The 21,428-nt window shown below is 25.1% G+C and carries 13 protein-coding genes and 1 pseudogene; 7 read left to right on the top strand and 7 right to left on the bottom strand.

The features are described 5' to 3' along the window. Positions 1 to 26 precede the first annotated feature (26 nt). A complete protein-coding gene (locus NX779_RS02050) occupies positions 27 to 944 on the bottom strand; it encodes a hypothetical protein (RefSeq protein WP_259430541.1) in 918 nt (305 codons plus the stop codon). Next, complete coding sequence (locus NX779_RS02045) at positions 914 to 1,348, bottom strand: hypothetical protein (RefSeq protein WP_259430540.1); 435 nt, start codon at positions 1,346 to 1,348, stop codon at positions 914 to 916. Before NX779_RS02045 ends, NX779_RS02050 begins: the two co-directional genes overlap by 31 nt. A 73-nt stretch (positions 1,349 to 1,421) precedes the next feature. Here NX779_RS02045 and NX779_RS02040 point away from each other — a divergent pair. Further along, positions 1,422 to 1,720 (top strand): annotated as a pseudogene (locus NX779_RS02040) (transposase); the annotation flags it as partial. 7 nt (positions 1,721 to 1,727) lie between these two features. Here NX779_RS02040 and NX779_RS02035 read toward each other — a convergent pair. After that, the gene (locus NX779_RS02035; protein WP_259430539.1) at positions 1,728 to 2,690 is read right to left on the bottom strand and encodes a hypothetical protein; all 963 of its coding nucleotides are present in this window, start codon (positions 2,688 to 2,690) and stop codon (positions 1,728 to 1,730) included. 458 nt (positions 2,691 to 3,148) lie between these two features. Between NX779_RS02035 and NX779_RS02030 the strand changes: the two genes are divergently transcribed. Then, positions 3,149 to 3,967: a DUF3800 domain-containing protein gene (locus NX779_RS02030; RefSeq protein ID WP_259430538.1), complete on the top strand. Its 819-nt coding sequence runs from the start codon at positions 3,149 to 3,151 to the stop codon at positions 3,965 to 3,967. 195 nt (positions 3,968 to 4,162) lie between these two features. After that, entirely contained in the window at positions 4,163 to 4,900 is a 738-nt protein-coding gene (gene nagB, locus NX779_RS02025) for a glucosamine-6-phosphate deaminase (RefSeq protein WP_259430537.1), read from the top strand. Between the two features lie 457 nt (positions 4,901 to 5,357). Here nagB and NX779_RS02020 read toward each other — a convergent pair whose 3' ends face one another. After that, the gene (locus tag NX779_RS02020; protein WP_259430536.1) at positions 5,358 to 6,314 is read right to left on the bottom strand and encodes an Abi family protein; all 957 of its coding nucleotides are present in this window, start codon (positions 6,312 to 6,314) and stop codon (positions 5,358 to 5,360) included. A 124-nt stretch (positions 6,315 to 6,438) separates the two neighbouring features. After that, positions 6,439 to 7,128 (bottom strand): N-acetylmannosamine-6-phosphate 2-epimerase, encoded by a 690-nt coding sequence (locus NX779_RS02015; RefSeq protein WP_259430535.1) that lies wholly within the window; start codon positions 7,126 to 7,128, stop codon positions 6,439 to 6,441. Positions 7,129 to 7,397: 269 nt separating this feature from the next. Here NX779_RS02015 and NX779_RS02010 point away from each other — a divergent pair, with 269 nt between their 5' ends. Further along, complete coding sequence (locus NX779_RS02010) at positions 7,398 to 10,109, top strand: BspA family leucine-rich repeat surface protein (RefSeq protein WP_259430534.1); 2,712 nt, start codon at positions 7,398 to 7,400, stop codon at positions 10,107 to 10,109. Between the two features lie 18 nt (positions 10,110 to 10,127). Beyond that, positions 10,128 to 13,004 (top strand): BspA family leucine-rich repeat surface protein, encoded by a 2,877-nt coding sequence (locus NX779_RS02005; protein WP_259430533.1) that lies wholly within the window; start codon positions 10,128 to 10,130, stop codon positions 13,002 to 13,004. An 85-nt stretch (positions 13,005 to 13,089) separates the two neighbouring features. On the opposite strand, the gene NX779_RS02000 is transcribed toward NX779_RS02005, so the two are convergent. Continuing rightward, positions 13,090 to 14,481, bottom strand: coding sequence for a BspA family leucine-rich repeat surface protein (locus NX779_RS02000; protein ID WP_259430532.1), 1,392 nt, complete (start codon positions 14,479 to 14,481; stop codon positions 13,090 to 13,092). A 278-nt stretch (positions 14,482 to 14,759) separates the two neighbouring features. Here NX779_RS02000 and NX779_RS01995 point away from each other — a divergent pair, with 278 nt between their 5' ends. Continuing rightward, positions 14,760 to 17,543 (top strand): BspA family leucine-rich repeat surface protein, encoded by a 2,784-nt coding sequence (locus tag NX779_RS01995; RefSeq protein ID WP_259430531.1) that lies wholly within the window; start codon positions 14,760 to 14,762, stop codon positions 17,541 to 17,543. 13 nt (positions 17,544 to 17,556) lie between these two features. Then, positions 17,557 to 20,427: a BspA family leucine-rich repeat surface protein gene (locus NX779_RS01990; protein ID WP_259430530.1), complete on the top strand. Its 2,871-nt coding sequence runs from the start codon at positions 17,557 to 17,559 to the stop codon at positions 20,425 to 20,427. A gap of 127 nt (positions 20,428 to 20,554) precedes the next feature. Here the strand turns inward: NX779_RS01990 and NX779_RS01985 are convergent, their stop codons facing one another. Next, positions 20,555 to 21,424 (bottom strand): thymidylate synthase, encoded by an 870-nt coding sequence (locus NX779_RS01985; protein ID WP_259430529.1) that lies wholly within the window; start codon positions 21,422 to 21,424, stop codon positions 20,555 to 20,557. Between the last annotated feature and the right edge of the window lie 4 nt (positions 21,425 to 21,428).

Genomic DNA, 21,428 nt, shown 5'->3' with positions numbered 1-21,428 from the left:
CTGCCTCACTTTCTAGTATTAATCAATTATAATGAATCAATTAATTTTTCAAATATTTTTTGATCTCTATAGTTTTGCATTGAACTTATTACATCTAAAATTGATGTAGCTATGGTTAAGGCCAAATCAATTGCCGGATTCACATACTTTGTTATCCAACCTCTACTATGAAAAAGAGTAAGTGTCTTGAAAAGCTTTTTATTTGTTTTCTCTAGCATATAGATAGAACTTGATAAAGCAAAACTAAATTTTTCCATTCTAGAAAGACCAGATATACCAAAAAGATCTTTCACAAGTTTGATAAAGTTATCTGTATGAATTATTTTTTTTAAATATAAATATTTTATTGCTCCTTTGTATTTCAATTTAATAGTTTCTCAAATCGTTTTCGAAATATCTTTTCCAAGATTTTGTAGATTATTAGAAAGAATTTCGCTCGTAACATTTATTAAAAAATTCAATTCTTCTTGGTGGACAAGTTTTTCTAATTTGTCCCTTTCTTTTTTTAGCTCGTCTATCTCTCTTTTAGTTTTAACAGATGCCACTGTCATGAAACTAGCTTGAACAGTAGTCATTGCCGCACTTACAAATCTCCAACAAGCAGCATATGATGCTGCTAATGCTCATGTCGCTGCAGTTAAACCTACATTTGTTCAAAAAAAAGCATCATTTCTTTTTATATATTTATCTAAAAATTTCTTGAAATTACTTAAATTTTGTAAGGATTCTAAGTCTTTTTTACTAATTTTAATTTCTTCATTAGAATTTGATGTTTTTTGAATTTTATAAAAATTTAAATTATTTGAATTAAATTGTTCGTTTAATAATGAAGTTTCAACATCATTATTATCATTTGTGATCTCTGTAAATCATTTTTCATCAAGTCATTCAATGTTATATAAAGATTTTGCTTTTAGATATTCATTGTGATTCTTATCGATCATTTTTTATAATTATCTAAAATATCTGATATTAGTATTTCACCTTTTATAATTTTGATATAGTTTTTTCTTATTTCATTTTTATTATTATTTATAAATTCAAAACCGTCATCCTTTAAATGAGTATTTTTAAAAAGATTTGCAGATTTAAAACTATAGCTTTTAATAAGGTTATCAAACTGATCGATCCTAGGGGCATCTTTAAATAATTCAACTTGTTTTTCTTTGTATAAGTTATTTTTGTAAAAAATTGATTCTTCTTCAATTTTTTTGATATCTTTTTTAATCATTTGCTGATTTGATACTACTTTTTGTACTTGTTGTTTTGTTAGTCCTGTGAAATTTATTAATGGACTAAGGACAAATATGGATAATGAAATAATTATTGAACTTTTAAATAATTTCATATTTATCACAACCTTTCTTATTAGTTATTTTATCAAATAACAAAGGGTAAAAAATCGTCTTTTATAGTGGTTTGGTTATTCAAAAGATAGTAAATTCAAAGAAGATCAAATTCTAATAGGAATGGCAACTGATGAAAACGGAATTCCATTACATTACAAAGTTTTTTCATGTAAATAGTGCTGATTCAAATACATTTATCCCTTTTATGCTAGAAATTGCCAACCCTTATGAAATAAACACAGTAACTATCATCGCTGATAAAGGTATAAGCATTAACAAAAACATTAGACTCTTAGAATCTAAAAACTGAAACTACATAATTTACTTATAGAATGAAAGCTGGTAGCAAACAATTTAATGAATCAATTATTTTTATGCTTAAAATGGGAAATCTCATCATCAAACAGGTTCAAAAGGAGATTTGTAATTTAAATAACGTTCAGCTTTTTCAAATATAGTTCTATCAACTGTTTTTTTATTATATAACAGAGCTAATGAATTCTCTAATAAAACTCCTTTAAATTCATCAAGACTTATAATTTTTGTACCTTTTTTATCTGTTATTTCAATTTTAAAATTATTAGCTTTTCTATTAAATCTTCTAGTATATCTAAAAAATGATGATCAAATACTTAAATATTGATAAAACTCTTCTAAAAAGTGGTCATCCATACATTCTTGAGGATAGGTATTATTAAATATAGTATTAAAGTCAGTAAAGCTCTTTTTACCTTTTTCTTCAGTTATTAACGTTAAATTTTTATCTTTTCTTGTTAGGTTTTGTCCTTCATAAAATATTTTGTATTCATGTATTTTAGATCTAAGATCATACATTTTAATAGCTCAATTTGTTTTATTTTTAAATGTGATTTTAAAACTCTTATAACTAAAAGGTTTATATACAAACTTTAACCTATTAAGTTCATAATATTGAGTTCTTTCAAACTTATCAATGCGTAATTTAGAATTAATTGTCATTTGAATAAAAAGGTGGGTTAATGAAATTAATATATAAACAAAACTAGAAACAAATACAAAAACCCCATACCCTTCTAATGAAAAAATAAGTTGAGAAAAATAAGAAGGAATTTGAAGTAAAAAACAAATAAAAGATATTCCTATCATATGTTCTGAAGTTCTATAATCATTAGAACTTATTTTTGTAAAATCAATCTGTTTATTAAACTCTTTTTTAATTTTATTATTAGGAAATATATTCATTAATGAGAATATTATTAATTGAATAACTATAAAAGATGTTTGATATATTATTAAAGATAAAACAAAATTATTAGTAATTCATGAATTATTATTTGTTAATACAAAAGGTAAAGCGTTCATAAAACACCTCCAAAAGTTATTGATCTTTTTAATTATTGAAATTAAAAATTATGATAGTTTTATTTTTAAATGTTTTAATTAATTATTATTTTACAATTATAGTAACTAGATTTAAATATAAAAATTGACAAGTTCAAATTATTACAATAATATTATTTTGTAAATATCAAATCTGATATTTACTATCTGGGGTTAAGTTCTTTTCCAGCACTGCTTTTCGTTGAAAAGCTAAATAACAAAAAGAACAATTGATAAGCTTAGAAATAAGTTTATTTTTATTTTATTAGCTAATAAATATGTTAATTTTATTTACAGAATAAAAAAGAATTGATAATATATTAGTGTAAGACGCAGAACAACCTCAGTAAACTTAAGCGTATATGTCGATTTAGATGTGAAGTACGCGGGATCCTGTGCAGGAGAGACGAATCTCTCTTTTTTTATGGAGTGATTTATTAATGAAACGTTATATTCATTTTTTTATAGATGAAAGTGGAAATGCGACAAGTGATTTTTTTGTAGTTGGTGGTTTTTATCTAGAAAGTAATAATGCTCAAGAAATTGAAAAAATAAAACATAAAATTAGTTCAAACATTAATAAAACAGAAAAATCAATCAAACAATATAGGTTCTTATATGAAAAAGATCTTACAAGCTATTATGTTAATAAAACTTCTTCATCTCGTTATGATAAAGAAGTTAAATGAAGCAATATGAGTTATAAAAATAAAAAATACTTAATTGATAAACTAAAAAATCATAATCAACATAATTTTGTAATAGTTTCTAATCTTAAAAAATGACAAGCAGATTCTATAAATATTAATGCAATTTATAATATGATGGTGTTTTTATCAATAGAAAGAATTTTACAAAAACTTGAAAAAACTAAAAAACTTTCATTAAAAGATGAAATAACAATCAAGCTTTATATAGATCAGAGAAAAGATATACCTAAAGATAAAAATTCAAATAAAATGTTCAAGCTTAGTGGTTTAGAAGATTATCTAAATACTATATTTTACACTCAAACTAAGTTTAAGAATTTAGATATTACAGTTAATCAATTAAACTCTGTTTCAAGTGCAACAATAAGATATTGTGATTATTTTGTAGGTTGTGTTTCATCAACTTTTAATTTATTAAATGGTTCAACAAAAGAATGGTTTTTAAATTCTGATTATTTATTAAACAATTTTGTTAGAAAAATTGATTCTATATGTTTTAGTACAATTAAAAAACAACAAAAAGTATGAAAAAGGTTTTGAAATATTTAAAAGAAATAATATGACAGTGTAATTTTTAATAAAACTCAAATTATCAAATTACAAGATCTAACAAAACAACTTCTTAATGAAGTTGTTTTTTTATTATTTTTAAACAATTATTGTAATTCTATAATTTACTAGGTATATATGTATATGATTTTTAATAATTTATTAACTAATATATAATTGTTTTAAGGTGATAATATGAAAGTAATAATTTTAAATAACGATCAACAAATTGCAAATAAAGCTAGTGAAATCATAGCAAATCAAATAAAACAAAAACCTAATAGCATATTAGGTTTAGCAACTGGATCTAGTCCTGTTAAAACTTATCAAAAATTAATTGATATGTATAAAAATAAAGAAATTTCATTTAAAGATATAACAGTATTTAATTTAGATGAATATAAAAATATAGATCCAAATAATGATCAATCTTATAGTTATTTTATGAAACAACAACTATTCAATCATATAGATATTAATTTAGATAATTGTTTTATACCTAATATTGAATTTAACAATGATCCAAAAAAATATGATGAATTAATTAAAAGTAAAGGTCAAATTGATCTACAACTATTAGGATTAGGAGTTAATGGTCATATTGGATTTAATGAACCTTATACTAGTTTTGATTCATTAACTCATATTGTTGATTTAACTCAATCAACTATACAAGCAAATTCTAGATTTTTTGATGATATTAATTTAGTGCCTAAACAAGCTATTACAATGGGATTAGAAAGTATTATGAATGCTAAAAAAATCGTTTTAATAGCAACTGGAGTTAATAAAGCTGAAGCTATTAAAAATTTAATAGAAGGTAATATATCAGAAAAATGACCTTGTTCAATACTACAAAATCATAAAGATGTAACAATTATAATTGACAAAGATGCATCTATTAAATTAGAAAGATTTTATGAGTTAATTTAAATTAACTCTTTTTATTAATACTTAAAAATTAAGAAAAATGAAAATAAAAAGGCCAGGGTGACGTACACTTACCCGACATGATCCTTAATTAAATAATATCACGATTTTTAGTTTTTTAAAATATAAATTTGTAGCTTTCTAAAATATTAACTCTTTCTAAAAAAGACACAGCAGAGTTAATATATTCAAAATAAAAAAGGCCAGTGTGACGTACACTTTCCTGGCGTTGGGTTGCCGGAGTGACGAACACTCTCCCGACACGATCCTTACTTATATATTATCATACTATTTATCTTTTGCAAGTATAGACTCGTAAATTCTCTGGAATATCAAAAAAACTGTATTAAAAATAAAAAAAGGCCAGGGTGACGTACACTTTCCTGGCGTTGGGTTGCCGGAGTGACGTACACTCTCCCGACATGATCCTTAATTAAATAGTACCATAATAATTATTTAATTACAATTTAATAAAATCTTTAATATTTATTCCCATTTCATTTAATATTTCATCAAATGTTATTATTTTAAATTTTTCTTTAAATCTATCGAAAAGATCTAATAACTCTTTTTTTAAGGATGAAAAATTCTTTGAAGTTAAAGTGATTTTTAAGAACATAAATATTATTATTAATCTTAATTCACCGCAAATTTTATATTTTATAGCGTTTGATATGTCATTTACTGCCATCCTTTTAAAAGTGATATTATAAATTCTTTCTTCGTGAGCACAGACGTTTCTTGCTATGTGTAATATTTTTATCCCTGATTTAAAACTTGGGGTTTTTAATTTAATAGAATTAGTTTTTATACCATACTCTTTTAAATATCTTTTTAAATAAAAGAGAGCTATATAGTTTTTGTCACTATCTTTAAGGATTTTAAACATAAAAGACATATTACCAAAAGACAATATATTAACAACTACTCATAACGGAACATGACCATATTGTTGAATATAATGTTTTATATATGGTGTTTTTGGACTTTTAGAAATAATAATATTATTAACAGTAGAAATAAAATTTAATACATCAACATAATCATCTCTATAATTTTGAGGATATAAATATGAATCGGCTCTATTTTCTGTATTATATTTTTGACTAAAATTATATGACATTATTGTTTTAAAATCTCTTTCAAAAAGTAGTATGTATTTTAAAATAATACTTCTTAATTCTCTATCAAAAAGAAATAAAGAATAGATCTCATCAAAAGTTGTGCCATTTTTAAAACACTCTTTGTCATTTTTATTGTCATCTAAAAATAAATCTTTATATCCATTTATTATGTTGTAATAATTTTCTTGTTTTAATATTTCTATTACTTGTTGATCATCTTCTATTACTAATCCTCTAGATTTGAGTATTTCTATTTGTTGTTCAAAAGTTTTAAATTCTTTAGTTAAACTCATCATTTTTCCTTTCTAGTTAAATTGCAATAATACAATTTTTTAATAAAAATTAAAACAATCTGAACTCTATATAGTATTAGAAAAAAACTCACAAAATTGTGAGTTTTTATTATTAAATTAAATATTATTTTTTAATTTTATCTAATCAATACTTTGTTATTAATTGAGGTCTTGTAATAGCACTTCCAACAACAACAGCATGAATTCCTAAATCTAAAATTTCTTTAGCTTGTTGAGGTTCTCAAATACCACCTTCAGCAATAATTGGTTTTGTAATTACTTTTTGTAATTGTTTTAAAAATTTATAATTATTTTCAATATTACTATGATTTTTAGTTTCTTTAGTATAACCTCTTAAAGTTGTTCCAATTAAATCAAATCCTAGATTTTGAGCATTAATTGCATCATTAAGTGTAGAACAATCGGCCATTAATAATTGATCTGGATAATGTTTTTTAATAGTTTTAACTAATTGTTCTAAATCTTGATCTGGACGAGCTCTAAGTGTTGCATCAATTGCAATAACATCAACTTTTAAATTAACTAATTGTTCAACTTCTTTAAATGTTGGAGTAATAACAACTTCACTATTATCATAATGTTTTTTAATTAATCCTATAATTGGAACATTAACAACTTTTTTAATTGCACTTATATGTTCAACTTGACTTAATCTTAATATTTCAGCTCCACCTAAAACTGTTGCATAAGCCATTTTTTGCATAACTAAAGCATCATTTAAAGGTTCATCATCAACTGCTTGACATGAAACTATTAATTTATTTTTAATTTTATTTATAAAAGAATCTTTCAAGGTATTTAAACCTCCCTTCACAACTATTATAACTTAGTAAGCTTTTAACATATATCTCAATAATATAAAAATAACTTAAATAATTATTAAGATATTAATTTATCAAGCATATCTTAGACGATAAAAAAAGACTTGCTCTAAAAAAAAAAAAAAAGTAAAATAATCTTGAGTTCATATCCATGAATAATTTTTAGATATCAATTGATATATCAACTATATAACTAATAGAAAAAGTTTTTAAAAGAGAAGTAAAATTTCAAGGAGGTTTTATGATTTCAAGAAAAAAACTAAGTAGTTTATTTATTGCTCTATCATTGAGTTTATCAGCTATTGTTCCAACAAGTACTATTTTAATTAATAATCATATAACTAGACTTAGTTTGTCAAAAGATCAAACTGATGCTGAAGCTTTAGTTAATAATTTAAATGGTCAAATTACAAATTTAAAAAGGGCAATACAAAGAATTGGTAAAGAAATAGATCATAAAAGTTCAGAATTACAAAAGTTAAAAAGTGAGAATGATGCATTAGAAAACCAATTTAATGAAATTGAAACTAAAATAACTGTTTTTACTGATTTTTTACCTAAAATAAAATCAATATTAGCTGAGCATAAACTTATCATTAATTTTGATGATGAAACATTTGAAGATGTTGAAGTAGAAGACGTACTACCATTTTTAAACAAACTTCTTGTGTATTATGATGCTAATAAAAAATGATTTGAATCTGAAATATTAGAAAGTGAAAATACAATTAAAGAACTTATAAAAGGTGAAAATGATAAAATTATAGATTTAAATCTTCTTATTAATCAATTAAAAAATGTAAATAGTTCATTACAAATCCAAACAGCTCAATTAGCACCAGTTTTAAATTCTAAAAAAATAAAATTAGCAAGAGAAAGAAAAAGAGAAAAAAGTTTAAAAGATTATGTTGAATGTTTAATAAAAGAAAGAGATGAACAGGAAACTCAACTTGAAACTCTAACAAATCAGTTTAATGGTATAAATTCAGTTTTTAATGCTATATTTAATAAAATTTGAGAAGAAGAATTTAAAGACCATTTATTAAATAGTGAAACTTATAGTGAAATTAAACAACAATTTGAGAATAGAATTAATCAAACTACTCAACAAAAAATTAATTTCCAACTAGAAAGTAAACAACATCAATTTAAACAAGTTAATTCTAGAGTAGGAAACGGTAATGAACCATTAAAACTTAAACTTAATAATATTTTATATGAGTTTGAAATTGGAAAAGTGTGACCAGCTAAAGAAAATTTTGCAAGTGTATATCATGCACATCATTCAAGTGTTTGTACTGATATTGGATATACATGAGACGAACTCGAAGGATATAAAATAGAAACATTCAAAAAAACAACAACACTTGTTCCTAAAAAGTTGCCTAGATTTATCACGAATATTAGAAAAGCGTTTGAAGAAAATATCAATTCTAAAATTGAAGGAATTCAATATTGAAACACTAGAAATGTAACTAGTATGTGACGAACATTTGCTCAAACACCTAATTTTAATCAAGATATATCTAACTGAGATATGTCAAATGTAAGAAGTACTCAAACTATGTTTTGAAATGCAAAAAAATTTAATCAAGATATAAATAATTGAAACATGAGTAATGTTATTAATGCTGATTGAATGTTTGAAGGTGCATCTAGTTTTAATAAAAATATTAATGATTGAAAGCTTAATAATACTACTACAGTTAAAGATATGTTTAAAAACGCATCAAGTTTCGATCAACCTTTAAATAAGTGAAATTTAGATAGTGTAAAAGACGAAGGACATTTAAAGACTATGTTTACAGGTTCTAAAATAGATCTTTCTAAATTACCTGCAAGAGTGCAAGACATACTTAAATCAGAACATTCAAGAATGCTTATTGATAAAGTTGCATTATCTTTAGTAAGAACTGTATGAGATCAACATTTCAAAAGTGACGGGATAAAAGCTATGGCAAAACACTCAAATGTAATACCTTTATTACAAGGAAAGGTAAACCAAATATTAAATGTCATATCCGAAGAAAAAGGTTATCTAGGTATTATTCAACATTCACCAACAAACTCAAGATTTGCACTGAATAATAAAAATTCACACAAACCTTTTGATATAAAACTATCTGCTAATGGTGGTACAAGTAGCACGATATCTTTACCTGTTGATAAAATTTTAGAGAATGAATGTGATCCAGAATATAACCATGATATGACAGTTTGTGAAGTTATAGGGTTTTCGCATAAAAATATAGGTACAAGTAATTCAACTAAGTTTGAAACAATTAGAGCAACAAAAATGGCTAAAACTGTCAGAAAAGTCCCTGATTTTTTACCTGAACAAATTGATAGTATTCAATCTATCTTTAGAGATGCCGAAGTTGCACAAATTGAAAATCTTGATAAATGAAATACACGTAATGTAAAAAATTTCTCTTTTGCGTTTAAAGATAATGCCAGTTTTAATACTGATATTTCAAAATGAAATACTTCAAATGTTGAGTATTTTTGAGGTACGTTTGAAAATGCAACATCTTTTAATAAACCTTTGAATGATTGAAACGTTTCAAAATCTGAAAGATTTCAATTAATGTTTAAAAACGCTAAATCTTTTAACCAAAATTTAAATAATTGACAAATAAGCCCCGGAGGACATTCTGTTAATATGGAATCTATGTTTGAAGGAGCTGAGAAATTTAATGGAACTGTTAATAATTGAAATGTAAGAACTGTTAATAATTTTATAAAAATGTTTTTTAATGCGAAATCATTTATAAAAGATATATCAAGATGAGATATGAGTGGTATACCAGTTGATCAACTTAGATCTCAAACACGAGATATGTTAACAGGGACAGAATGAATTAAAAAACCATTCCAAAGTTGAGTGCCTAGAGCTCTGCTTGATAACCACATAATTAGACCTAGTAGTACTGGTCCTAAATTACCAAATTAGAAATAGGAGAATATTTATATGAAAAAATTAATATGTCTAATAACTAGTTTTCTATCTATTTCTGCTGCTACATCTTCATGATTATTAAGTAAATCTAGTAATTCAAATCCAATTATAAATAATAATCAAACTCAAACTGCTCAAACACTTATTGATAGTCTTAATAATCAAATAAATTATATTAAAACAAAAATAAAAGAAATTAAAGAAAAAATACCGTCATTAGAAGATTCTATACGTAAAGAAAAACAAAGAAAACAAGATCTAGAAACAAGACAAGGTAACCATTCTCGTGCAATAAGAGAAATCGAAACATTTGAAAAAATTATAACAGAAACTATTAACTCAATAGAAATACCTCAAAATATAAGAGAATCTAAAGATGATTTATATACAAGAATTGTTAGTATTTTAGATTTTTATAAAGATTGAAACAAAAATGTTCATGATCAAAATAACCCTAATAATATAGATAAACTTCTTGAAAGACTATCTAAATTAAAAAAACAATTAGAACAAAAACAAGAAGAAATTAAACTAAAAACAGAAATAAAAAATGTTTTAGAAAGAATTAATTCTGAACTACCTGAACTTATTGAATCTACTAAAAAAGAAATTAATGAATTAGATGTTTCTATAAATGAGTCTCAAGAAATAATAGCAAAATTAGAAAAAGGCAAAAAAGAACTAGAAAGTGAAGCTCAAGCTAACGAAGATAAAATAGAAGATCTAGAAGATAAATTAACTAAAACACAACGTTTTATTTATGATATAGCTAATAAGATATGAGAAGAAAAATTTAAAGATAATCTTTTAGAAAGTGAAAGCTTTGCTCAAATTAGTAAAGAGTTTGAAGATGAAATTAATAAAATGCTTGAAAAGAAAGTTACATTAAATGTAGTAAACGAACAAACTAATCCTGTTGCTAATACAAAAGATACAAATAATACAACACCTCAAAAACTAAAATTTAAAATTTCTGATGTTTTATTTGAATTTGATCTAGGTATTGTATGACCAAATAGAAATAAACCAGCTGTTTATGAAGGTCATTCAAAAAACAATTGTATTGAAATAGGATATTTTAAAAATAAAGGTGGTAACTGACAAATTGAAAGGTTTGATCGAAACACTCAAAAAGTTCCAAGTAAATTACCTAGATTTATAATAAATCTTGATGATGCGTTTAATGGAAACAAAAGTTCTGAAATTAGTGGAATTGAAAAGTGAAATACTTCTAATGTAATTGATATGTGACGAACATTTGCTCACACACCTAATTTTAATCAAGATATATCTGACTGAGATACGTCAAATGTAACTCTAACTCAATCTATGTTTTGAAATGCAAAGAAATTTAATCAAAATTTAAATAATTGAAATATGAGTAAAGTTACTACCAGTCAATTCATGTTTTATGGAGCTGTTGAATTTAATGGTAATGTTTCTAATTGAGATATGTCACAAGTTACAAATATGAAAGAAATGTTTTTTGGAGCCAACAACTTTAATCAAGACTTAAGTTCATGAATCATAGATAAAGCTGTAAATAACTCTCAGTACAAGGATTTATTAACCGGTACTAAAATTGAAAATGATCAAACAAAATGACCTAGAGCAATGAGAAAAGAAAACGCAGAATTTAATGGTAATGTTTCTGTTAGTGAAGCAATAGTTAAAAATATACTTCAAAGAGTGTGAAATGATAATTTTGCAAATAGACAAATTCCAGCTTTAAGAAAGTATACAGATGTTTTTCCTGATTATGCAAGTAAAGTACAAAGTTTTTTAAAAAATACTCATATAAAGGGATTAAATCTTAGACTTTCAGAACAACAAGAAAATGAAAGATTTCCATTATTAAATAATCAACCAGAAAATAGAAATAAAACATTTAATGTAGATCTTCTATTTCACAATAATTGAGTTAAACATACTTTTAAACTAAAAATTGGTGATATTGATGAAACACGCTCTATAGCTGAATATAATAGAGATCAAACCGAATGTATCGTTATAGGATTCGATGGAAGTCCTAGAGGATTTATTCAAGTTAAACAAATGCCAACAACTGTTAGAAAAGTACCAAAACTACTACCTCCTCAAATCACAAGATTGCAACGTATGTTCTATCAAAATGTAAATAGATCTATAGAAAATATAGATCAATGAGACACAAGAAATATTGATGATATTACAGAAGTGTTTAAAGAAGCTAAAAACTTTAATCAAAACATTAATAGTTGAAATACATCAAAAGTTGAACACTTTAAAGGTGCTTTTGAGCAAGCTGAAAATTTTAATCAACCTCTTTCTAATTGAAATGTTGCAAATGGACATGAATTTTCTAAAATGTTTAGTAAAGCAATTCGTTTTAGCCAACCTTTAAATAATTGAAGATTTAGTACTACAAAAACGTTTAAAATGGATTCTATGTTCAGTCACACCAAAGCTCGAACCGCGTTCAATCAAGATTTAGATCAATGAAACGTTGAAAATCTAACTAGTGCAGATCGTATGTTTGAAGAATCGTTCTTTAATGGATCTGTTCATACATGAAAAACAAATAATTTAAAAAATTTAGATTTTATGTTTTTTAGAGCAGGAGGTTTCAATAGAAGAGTAAATGAATGAAATGTCACAAATATACAAACATTTAAATATGTATTTCATAAGTGTTCAAGTTTTAATCAACCGCTATATAAATGAGATCTTACTCTAGCTGCAGGTAGTGGAGAATCAACTGCCAGTTTTAAAAATAGAGTTGAGGGTATGTTAGATGGTACATTTCTTGTGTCAAGAGGAAGAGCTTGTTGATATCCGAAAGGAATGGTACAACATGGTGTTTATCATTACTTCAATACCGATGAATGCCCTCCTGAACCACAAGACTAAAATAAAAATATTTGATGAATATAATTTAATCAAAATAAATTTATAGTAAATGAAAAACAAGATACGAATATCTTGTTTTTTTGTATTATTCTTCTTTCTTTTCGACAAACTTAGGTAATTTTTCTTCAGTTAATTTACTTCCTCTTGCGAAATCAGAAAAAGTTGGAATACTTATACGAGAACCATCTTCATCAACTCTATCTACATTTCTTTCTTTAACTTTATCAACGTTTCAATTAGATATATTATGATCGAATGAACTTGCATTTAAAAACACTTCATTCATTGAACTAATATTCGAAGTATCTCAAGCTTTGTATTTTTTACCATCAACTTCAATCTCTCTTGTTGAAATATCTTTATTAAAGCTTTTAGCGTTTTCAAACATTCCATCAATTTCATTTACACTACTTAAATCTCAAGTTGTAATGTCTCCATTAAAACTTTCAGCATTCTGAAATGTACCTACCATTTGAATGACTTTTGAAGTATTTCATTTATTTAAATCTTGATTAAAACTTTTAGCACCACTAAAAGTTCCAGTTAAAGCTACTAAATTTGAAGTATTTCAATCATTTAAATTCTGGTCGAAAGACTCTGCATTTCAGAAAGTGAAAAGTAAACTTTTTAGTTTTAAAGTGTTTCATTTACTTATATCTTGATTAAAACTTTTAGCCCCAGAAAACATAAAGTTCATAAATTCTACACTAGAAACATTTCATTTATCCAATGATTTATTAAAAGCACTAGCATTTTCAAACATTTTAATCATATTTGTTACATTTGAAACATCTCAAGAATTTATGTCTTGATTGAAGTTTTTAGCATTAGAAAATGTAGAACTCATAATAGTGATATTTGAAGTATCTCAGTTTTCAATACCTTTGATTGTTTCGTTTTGGTTATTACTAAAAGTTTGAACTAAAGCATTGATAAATCAAGGGTTTTTATCAGGAACTTGTTCTACAGTTGGTGGCATAGAGTTTAATGCAATTGCATAATTTGGTGCTTCAGATGATCCTGCATTAAAAACCCCTCATCCCATATCAGTACAAATTGTTTGATTTTCATTAAAAGTAGGTTGTTTGTTATCTTCAAGAAATTCTCCAAATGAAAATTCAAATTCATTGTCATTTTGCAATACCTTAATACTAGTTTTTCCAAGTAAAACTTGATCAGATAAGCTTGGATCAACAAGACTAACTTCATTAATATTGTGTCGTTTTAACTCTTTGTTAAATTGTTTGATTAAGTTTTTATGATAAATTGGTCGTATTAATTGATTTAAAAATTTTTCATTTCAAATGTCATTAATAATTTGTTTATTAAGTATCTCTAGTTGTTGTTTAGCTATTTTATTAACTACTATAGTTGTACCAGCAGCACTTCCTCCACCTAATAAAAGTAGTAATAAAGCAAGTAATGCTCATTTCTTTTTACCTTTTTTCTTTTCAACATTGTTTTGAATTTTTTCCATTACCTTCACTCCTAATCTTTTAGTAAATTTATTTTAAAACTTTTTATACCTATTTTCTAGACTAGAATTAATAATCTAGAATTAATAAATTAACACGTTAATATTTTTGATATCTTAAAAACATTTTTTCACTAAAAATCATTTAAATATAAGCATTAAACATACTTAAAAGAGGAAATAAAGGTCTTGCTCCAAAAAAAAAGTAAAATAATCTTGAATGCACTGCATATAATAGACAAAATGTTTTAAAAATGAAAATAAAATTTCAAGGAGGTTTTATGGTTTCAAGAAAAAAACTAAGTAGTTTATTTATTGCTCTATCATTGAGTTTATCAGCTATTGTTCCAACAAGTGCTGTTTTAATTAATAATCATATAACTAGACTTAGTTTGTCAAAAGATCAAAATGATGCCGAATCTTTAGTTAATAATTTAAATGGTCAAATTACAAATTTAAGAAATGCAATACAAAGAATTGGTCAAGAAATAGACGATAAAAGTTCACAATTACAAACATTAAAAGAATCTAATACAAAGCTACAAAGTGAAGTTGATGATTTAACTATTAAAATAGGTGCTTTTAAAAATTTTTGACCTACAATAGAAGAAGCATTAAAAGAACATAATATTGATTTTGATTATGAAAAAATAAAAGATCTAAATATTGAAAAACTAGAAGATGTAACTAATGAAAATAGAGAAAAATTCTTATTAGCTGTGCTTGCATTTTATAATTCTAGTAAAAAAGAATTTGAATCTAGTTCTAATGATATTAAAAATACGATTAGAACAAGTATAGAATATATAGAATCTTTAATAAGTCAAAAAAACTTTGAAATTGAACAATTCAAACAAGCTGTTCAACAATTAGTAAATATAAAAAGTTCACTACAAATTGAATTAACTCAATTAGCACCACACTTACATTTTAAAAAACTAGAATTAGAAAAGAAATTAAAAGAAGAGCGAGATTTAAACAATAAAATTGAGGATTTAAAATCTAAAAAAGAAAAACTAGATGAACAACTTAGAACTCTACCAAATCAGTTTAATGGTATAAATTCAGTTGTTAATAGTTTGTTTAATAAGATTTGAGAAGAAGAGTTTAAAGATCATTTATTAAATAGTGAAACTTATAGTGAAATTAAACAACAATTTGAAGATAGAATTAATCAGACTGCTAAAGAGAGAGTTAGTTTTCAATTAGTAAGTGAACAACAACAATTTAAACAAGATAATTCTAGAGAAACAAATTTTAATGAGCCATTAAAACTAAAGCTTAATGATAATTTATATGAGTTTAAAATAGGAAAAGTTTGACCAGCTAGAGAAAACTTTGAAGCTTTTTATCCCGATCAGCATCCAGATACTTGTACAGATATTGGATACACATGAAGTCAAGAAGAAGGGTATAAAATAGAAAGATTTAAAACAACAACAAAAGTTGCTCCTAAAAAATTACCTAGATTTATAACAACTCTTGATAGAGCGTTTGAGGGGAATGACAATTCTAAAATTGAAGGAATTCAACACTGAAACACTGAAAATGTAACTGGTATGTGACGAACATTTGCTCACACACCTAATTTTAATCAAGATATATCTAACTGAGATATGTCAAATGTAAAAATTACTCAAGAAATGTTTTGAAATGCTAAGAAATTTAATCAAGATATAAATAATTGAAATATGAATAATGTTCTTTATGTTAATTCAATGTTTGATGGTGCATCTAGTTTTAATAAAAATATTAATAATTGAAAGCTTAATAATGTTGTTCAAGTTGATGATATGTTTAAAAACGCATCTAGTTTTGATCAATATTTAAATAAGTGAGATTTATATAAAGTAAGTGATGAAGAAAAATTAAAGACTATGTTTAAAGGTTCTAGAATAGAAAAACAATTTTCAAAATTACCCCCAAGAGTACAAGAACTTCTTACAGAAGTACAAAGTAATTTATTGATTGATGACTTAATGGTACCTTTAATAAAAAATGTATGAAATCATAATTTTAAAAACAATAAAATAAAAGCTATGGCAAAATACTCAAACGTATTATCAATTTTTCAAGGTAAAGTTAATGAATTATTAGATGCTTTTTCTGATGAAAAAGGATATCTAAGACTAGCTCAACAAGAATCTCAAAAAAATGCTAGATTCCCACTAAATAATAAAGATAAAAATCGAACTTTTAATATACAATTAGTTGCTGGAAATGTTAAAAGTTCTGTAATAGTTCTACCAATCGAACAAATTGTTGATACTGAATGTGAAGCTGAATATAACCATGATAATACAGTTTGTGAAGTTATAGGATTTTCAAAAAATAATTCACCTCAATTCGGAAAAGTTAGAACAGAGCATATGCCAAAAAATATAAGAAAGGTCCCTGATTTTTTACCAGAACAAATTGATAGTATCGAAGGAATTTTTAGAGGTGGTAAAGTAGCAGAAATTGAAAATCTTAATAAATGGGATACAAGAAATTTAATGAATATTTCAAGTGCATTTAGAGATAATGATAGTTTTAATACAGATATTTCAAATTGAAATACTTCTAATGTTAAATTTTTTGATGATGTATTTAATGGGGCAACAAGTTTTAACAAGCCTTTAGATTCAAGATTTATTAGTATAGGAAACAGGTTTTTTACTGCTTGAAATGTTTCAGAAGCTCGTGCATTTAGAAGAATGTTTTTAAACGCAAAAAAATTTAATCAAGATTTAAATAATTGAGAAATAGGTGGTTCTAGAGGTCGTCATGTTGATATGGAATCTATGTTTGAAGGAGCAGAAAAATTTAATGGAAAAGTTAAAGACTGAAATGTAAGCAGTGTTATAAATTTTAAAAGGATGTTTTATAAAGCGAAAGATTTCTTGAGAAGTGTATCGAAATGAGATATGAGTGCTGTAAATAATTCTGAACTTAGAGCTCGTACAGAACTTATGTTCAATGAAACCGCTTGACTTCGACATGCATGTCAAGGTTGGGTGCCTAAAGTTCTGTTTAATGCACGTATCTATTTCCCTAGTACAGCATGTGCTGAATGAGTAAATTAGAAAGGATATTTATATGAAAAAATTAATATGTTTAATAACTAGTTTTTTATCTATTTCTGCTTCAACATCTGCGTGATTATTAAGTAAATCAAACCATTCAAATACAACTATAAATAATAATCAAACTCAAACTGCTCAAACACTTATTAACGGTCTTACTCAACAAATAAATTATATTAAACAAAAAGTGGCTCAACTTGAACAAAAAACAAGGTTATTAAAAGGTGAAATAACTCAAGAAAAACAAAAAACTATGCAATTAGAGGAAATGAAATCTGAACTTTCTAGTAAATTAAAATCATTTGAGCGATTTGAAAAAAAAGTAAATGTTCTAATCGCTACACTAGATTTACCTGAAGATTTAGCTAAAAAAGAAGATTTCACTCAAAAAGTTTTAGCTATTTTAGAATTTTATAAAAATACTATCAAAAACATTGATGATGAAAACAATCCAAACAGTTTTAAAAAACTTTTTGACAAACTTATAGAATTAGAAGAAAAAATAATAAATCGTCACATTAGTTTTGAACAAATAAAAGAAGAAAGATCTAACTTAGAAGAAGCAAATATAAAATTAAATGACCAAATTAGTGAAACTAGAAAAAATATTGATGATATCAATAAATCTATAACAGATTCTATTAATAGAAAACGAGAATTAGAAAGCAAAAAAAGAAAATTAGAAAGTGAAATCGATATTAATAGAGACAAAGTTATAAAACTAGAAACTAAAGTAAGTAAAATTAGTGAATTTATTTATAAAATTGCTAATAATATTTGAGAAGAAAAATTTAAAGATAATCTTTTAGAAAGTGAAAGTTTTATTCAAATAGGTAAAGAATTTGAAAATGAACTTAATAAAATGCTTGAAAAGAAAGTTACATTAAATGTAGTAAACAAACAAACTAGTCCTGTTGTTAATACAAAAGATACAAATAATACAGCACCTCCTCAAAAACTAAAATTTACAATTTCAGATGTTTTATTTGAATTTGATCTAGGTATTGTATGACCGAATAGAAATAAATCAGCTGTTTATGAAGATAATTCAAAAAGCAATTGTGTTGAAATAGGATATACTAAACATAAAGACGGCAAATGACAAATTGAACAATTTGATCGAAACACTCAAAAAGTTCCAAGCAAATTACCTAGGTTTATCACAAGTCTTAGAGACGCGTTTAAGCAAAATGTTAGTTCTGAAATTGAAGGAATTCAACACTGAAACACTAGAAATGTAACTAGTATGTGAGCAACATTTGCTCAAACACCCAATTTTAATCAAGATATATCTAACTGAGATATGTCAAATGTAAAAAAAACTCAATCTATGTTTTGAGAAGCAAAAAAATTTAATCAAGATATAAATAATTGAAATATGAGTAATGTTACTGATGTTATTTTTATGTTCAACGGAGCTACTGAATTTAATGGTAATATTTCTAATTGAAATATGTCAAAAGTTATAGAAATTGAAGATATGTTTAAACAAGCTACCAATTTTAATAAAGACCTAAGTGCTTGAATTTTAAATAATGTTAAAAAGCCTCATCTTAATGGTTTATTAGATGACACTAAAATTAAAAATGATCAAAGTAAATGACCTAGAATAATGCGAGATAGTCATCAACAAAGTGATAGTAACGTTTTTGTTGGTAGAAGAATAATTGAAAATATTCTTAAAGTAGTATGAAAAAATAATTTTACAAATAGACAAATTCCAGCATTAAGAAAATATGCTGATGTTTTGCCGGATTATTCAAAAAAAATAAATGATTTTTTACAAGATACACCTTTTAAAGGTATTGATGTAGAACTTTCAAAACAACAAGAAAATGAAAGATTTCCATTATTAAATAATCAGCCAGAAAATAGAGATAAAACTTTTAGTGTAACTGTTATATTTAATAATAATTGAATCGGAGATTCTTTTAATTTACCGATTGGTGATATTGATGAAACACGTTCTATAGCTGAATATAATGATGAAAAAACTGAATGCATTGTTATAGGTTTCTCTGAAGATTTGGGTCATATCAGAGCAAATCATATGCCACCCACTGTTAGAAAAGTACCAAAATTACTACCACCTCAAATCACTTCACTTGAGAATACGTTTCATAAAAGTGAGCAACAGTCTATAGAAAATATAGATCAATGAAATACAAGAAATATTATTCATATGTCAGATTTATTTAATGAAGCAACAAAATTTAATCAGAATATTAATAATTGAAATACAGAAAATGTTATATCTTTTAACCGTGCCTTTTATCGTGCTTCAAGCTTTAACCAACCACTTTCGAATTGAAAGGTTCAAAAATCTTTAAGTTTTTCTGCAATGTTTCGTGAAACAAGAGACTTTAATCAACCTTTAAATAGTTGAAGATTTAATACTAAAGAACTTTTTAGAATGGACCAAATGTTTTGAGCAGCAAAATCATTCAATCAAGATTTAGATCAGTGAAATGTTGAAAATCTAGAGAATACAGAGTTTATGTTTGCTGATACATTTTCATTTAATGCAAAAGTAAGTACATGAAAAACAAATAATTTATCAAAATTGGATTATATGTTTCATGGAGCAGGTAATTTTAATAGACGAGTATATGATTGAGATGTATCAAATGTAACAACATTTACCCATGTGTTTTTTCAGTGTGGTCAGTTTCTTCAACCACTAGATAGCTGAGATACTAGTATAAGGTTAGTAAATGAATCAACAGAAAGTTTTAAATCAAGAGTTAAAGGTATGTTAGATGGAACAAAACTTGTACAGGGTGGTGTATATCCTTGATATCCAAAAGGGATGGTACAACATCGTGTTTACCCTAGATCAGAACTCTACGATAATGGTTTTTATCCTGGTCATCCAGAAGATTAAAATATAAGATAAATTATTTTGTTAGAGTTAATTTAATTAACTCTTTTTTATTCTAAAGTTATTTAAATTGTAACCATAAAATATTTAAAAACAAAAAGATTTCATAGAAATCTTTTATCTAATTATTCTAAACAGCAACAGGTGCTTTAATTGCATCATGACAATCATAATCAATTATTTCAATATCTTCAAATTTACAGTCTAAACTATTTTTAACATGATCAGCAATTTTTAATTTAGGTAGTTTTTTACATTCTCGTGATAATTGTATTTTAACTTGATCGATATGATTCGAATAAATATGAGCATCTCCAATTGTATGAACAAAATATCTAGCTGTTAAATTACATTCTTTTGCAACTAAAGCTAATAATAATGAATAACTAGCAATATTAAATGGAACTCCTAAAAATAAATCTCCACTTCTTTGATATAACTGTAAATCTAAATACCCATCTTTTGAAACATAAAATTGATATAGTGAATGACAAGGTGGTAATAACATATCATCAACTTGACAAGGATTTCAAGCACTAACAATATGACGTCTTGAATAAGGATTTGTTTTAATCTCATGAATAACTTTTTTTAATTGATCAACACCATTAAAATCACGTCATTGTTTTCCATAAACTGGTCCTAAATTTCCTCATTGTTTTGCAAAATCATCATCTTGTTTAATTTTTTCAACAAATTCTTGTAGTGTTTCACCTTTATAAACATCACTTTTTTTAAAAGCTTCATAAGGTCATTCATTTCAAATATTAACTTTATTATCTACTAAATATTTAATGTTAGTATCTCCTGACATAAATCATAACATTTCATGAAAAATACCTTTATAAAACACTTTTTTAGTTGTAACTAGTGGAAAACCTTCTCTTAAATCATATCTAGCTTGTACACCAAATTTTGAAATAGTTCCTGTTTTAGTTCTATCATCTCTGATTTCACCATTTTTTAAAACATCTTCTAATAAATCTAAATATTGTCGCATGATA

Origin of the sequence: Mycoplasma cottewii (assembly GCF_024918975.1) — a bacterium.
Lineage (GTDB): Bacteria > Bacillota_I > Bacilli_A > Mycoplasmatales > Mycoplasmataceae > Mycoplasma > Mycoplasma cottewii.
The sequence above is the reverse complement of the archived record's forward strand: the minus strand, read 5'-3'. Positions and strand labels throughout refer to the sequence as shown.